This window comes from Nonomuraea basaltis, from assembly GCF_005893125.1.
Taxonomy (GTDB): domain Bacteria; phylum Actinomycetota; class Actinomycetes; order Streptosporangiales; family Streptosporangiaceae; genus Nonomuraea; species Nonomuraea basaltis.
The window spans coordinates 1-2,997 of the sequence record NZ_VCJS01000479.1; the positions used below are offsets into that span (position 1 = coordinate 1).

A 2,997-nucleotide genomic window follows, 5' to 3' on the forward strand; every position below is an offset into this window, starting at 1 on the left:
GCGGTCTCCGGGCGCAGGGGGACCTCTTCGGCCGGCACGGCCAGGCGCAGTGTGGGGAAGCGGTTGAGCAGTGCGGGGAGCGCGGCGCGCATTTCGACGCGGGCGAGCTGCTGGCCCAGGCACTGGTGGATGCCGTGGCTGAAGGCCAGGTGCCCGCCGTCCTGCCTGCGTACGTCGAGCACGTGAGGGTTGGGAAAGCGCTCGGGATCGCGGTTGGCGGTGTTGAGGGACAGGATGACCGTCGTGCCGGCCGTGATGGTGTGGCCGCCCAGTTCGATGTCCTCCAGCGCGACCCTCGCGAACTGCTTGGCGACGCTCAGGTAGCGCAGCAGCTCTTCCACGGCCTTGTCGGTGAGCGCCGGGTCGGCGCGCAGCGCGGCGAGCTGGTCCGGGTTCTGCAGCAGCGCGAAGGTGCCCAGCGCCAGCATGTTGGCGGTGGTGTCGAACCCGGCCGACAGCAGGATCAGGGCCATCCCCTGCAGTTCCTCGTCGGTCAGGTCGCTGTCGAGCAGGTCGCTGAGTACGTCGTCGGTGGGGTTGGCGCGCTTGGCGGCCACCAGTTCGGCGAGGTAGGTCTGGGTCGCGGTGTAGGCGGCGATCAGTTCCTCGTCGCCGACCTCGCCGCCGAGGAACTTGTCGATGTTGTCCTGGAAGGAGCCCCGGTCCTCGTACGGCACGCCGAGCAGTTCGCAGATGATGATGGCGGGGATGGGTTTGGCGAACGCGGTCACCAGGTCGGTCGGCGGGCCGGCCTTCTCCATGGCGTCCAGGTGCTCGGCGGTGACCTGCTCGACGCGCTCGGTGAGCAGCCGCATCCGCCGGACGGTGAACTTGCCCACCAGCGGTTTGCGGTAGCGGCTGTGCTGGGGCTCGTCCATGAGGAGGAACTCGCCGGGCGGCGCCGGGGGAACCTCGATGTCACCGTAGTCGACCAGCGGGTGGTGGCGCATGAGCTCCTTGCGCGAGCTGAACCGTGGGTCGGCCAGGATCGATCGGATCAGGTCGTAGCCGGTGACCAGCCAGCCCTGGTGTCCGTCGGGGAAGGGGAAGCGGCTGATCGGGCTGTGCTCGCGGGCCTGGACAAGCTCTTTGGGTGGGTCGAAGGGACAGCCGGGCTGACGCGCGGTCGGCATCGTCTCGACGGTGTGAAGGGATTCGTTCATGACTTTCCTCATTTCGCTGGAGTACGTGCTCTCCTGAGAGCTGCGGTGAAGGGCGGCGCGGCCGGCGCGCCGCGATCTACCTGTCCGGCGCGCTGATCTGGGCCAGGACAGGCTCGTCCAGCAGAGGTCAGGAGATCTTGCGGCGGTAGGTGGTCATGGCGAAGACGTAGGCGACGATGAGGATGCCGACGCACCAGGCCAGGGCGATCCAGATGTCGGTGCCGACCGGCTGCTCGGTGAACAGGGCGCGGATGGCGTTGACGATGGAGGTCACCGGCTGGTTCTCGGCGAAAACGCGCAGCGGGCCGGGCATGGTGTCGGTGGGCACGAAAGCCGAGCTGAGGAAGGGCAGGAAGATGAGCGGGTAGGAGAACGCGCTCGCACCTTCCATGGTCTTGGCCGACAGACCGGGGATGACGGCGATCCAGGTCAACGCCAGGGTGAACAGGATCAGGATGCCTGCCACCGACAGCCACGCCAGCACTCCTGCCGAGGAGCGGAAGCCCATGAGCAGGGCCACGAGCGTCACGACCACGAGCGAGATCAGATTGGCGACCAGCGAGGTCAGCACGTGCGCCCACAGCACGGACGAGCGGGCGATCGGCATGGACTGGAAGCGCTCGAAGATGCCGCCCTTCATGTCCATGAACAGCCGGTACGCGGTGTAGGCGATGCCCGAGGCGACCGTGATGAGCAGGATGCCGGGCAGCATGTAATTCACATACGAATCCGACCCTGTTCTGATCGCGCCGCCGAACACGTAGACGAACATCAGCATCATGGCGATCGGCATGATCGCGGTCGTGATGATGGTGTCCGGGCTGCGCGTGATGTGGCGCAGGGATCGTCCTAACAGGGTGGCGGTGTCGCCGAAGAAATGCTTGGTCATCGTTATTCCTTATGCCTTCGTGCCGACGAGGGTGAGGAAGACGTCCTCGAGGGTCGGCTGCTTTTCGATGTATTCGACCTTGGCGGGCGGGAGCAGTTGCTTGAGCTCGTCCAGGGTGCCGTTGACGATGATCCGGCCCTCGTGGAGGATCGCGATCCGGTCGGCGAGTTGTTCGGCCTCGTCCAGGTACTGCGTGGTGAGCAGCACCGTTGTGCCGCGGCCGGCGAGTTCCTTGACGGCCTGCCACACCTCGATGCGGGCCTGGGGGTCGAGCCCGGTGGTCGGCTCGTCGAGGAAGATGACCGGCGGATTCCCGATGAGGCTCATCGCGATGTCCAGGCGGCGGCGCATACCACCGGAGTACGTCGCGACCTTCCGTCCGCCCGCGTCGGTGAGCGAGAAGCGGGCGAGCAGCTCATCCGCGATCGTGCCCGGATTCTTGAGGTGCCGCAGCCGGGCGACCAGTATGAGGTTCTCCCGCCCGCTGAGGATCTCGTCCACGGCGGCGAACTGCCCGGTGAGGCTGATCGACTCGCGCACGTTCGCGGCCTGCGTGGCGACGTCGAAGCCGTTGACGCCGGCCGTGCCCGCGTCGGCCTTGAGCAGCGTGGACAGGATTTTCACGACCGTGGTCTTGCCCGCCCCGTTGGAGCCGAGCAGGGCGAAGATGCTGCCGCGCGCCACGTCGAAGTCCACGCCGCGCAGCACCTGCAGTTCCTTGTACGACTTCTCCAGGCCCTGCACCTGGATCGCCGCAGCTTGCTGTGTCGTCATCAGTCTGTCCTGTCCTTTGTCGTGGTGTTCTCGCCGGCGGCGCGCTCGATGGCGCTGGTGAAGCGTTCTCGCTCCCGGCGGATGTAGCTCCCCATGGAGTAGCTCTGCATGAACGCCTCGACGAACTCCACGGGGTCTTCTCCGAAGATCTCGCGGATCGGGGTTCCGTCC

At 66.7% G+C, this 2,997-nt stretch carries 3 protein-coding genes; all 3 read right to left on the reverse strand.

All coding sequences use genetic code 11. The annotated features are described in order from the left end of the window. The coding region (locus EJK15_RS68600; RefSeq protein WP_138720820.1) for a cytochrome P450 at positions 1-1,163 on the reverse strand (1,163 nt) is incomplete at its 3' end. A gap of 127 nt (positions 1,164-1,290) precedes the next feature. Further along, positions 1,291-2,052 carry an ABC transporter permease gene (locus EJK15_RS68605; RefSeq protein WP_138720821.1) on the reverse strand — a complete coding sequence of 254 codons (762 nt, stop codon included), beginning with the start codon at positions 2,050-2,052 and terminating at the stop codon, positions 1,291-1,293. A gap of 9 nt (positions 2,053-2,061) precedes the next feature. Then, complete coding sequence (locus tag EJK15_RS68610; RefSeq protein WP_138720822.1) at positions 2,062-2,826, reverse strand: ABC transporter ATP-binding protein; 765 nt, start codon at positions 2,824-2,826, stop codon at positions 2,062-2,064. Positions 2,827-2,997 lie beyond the last annotated feature (171 nt).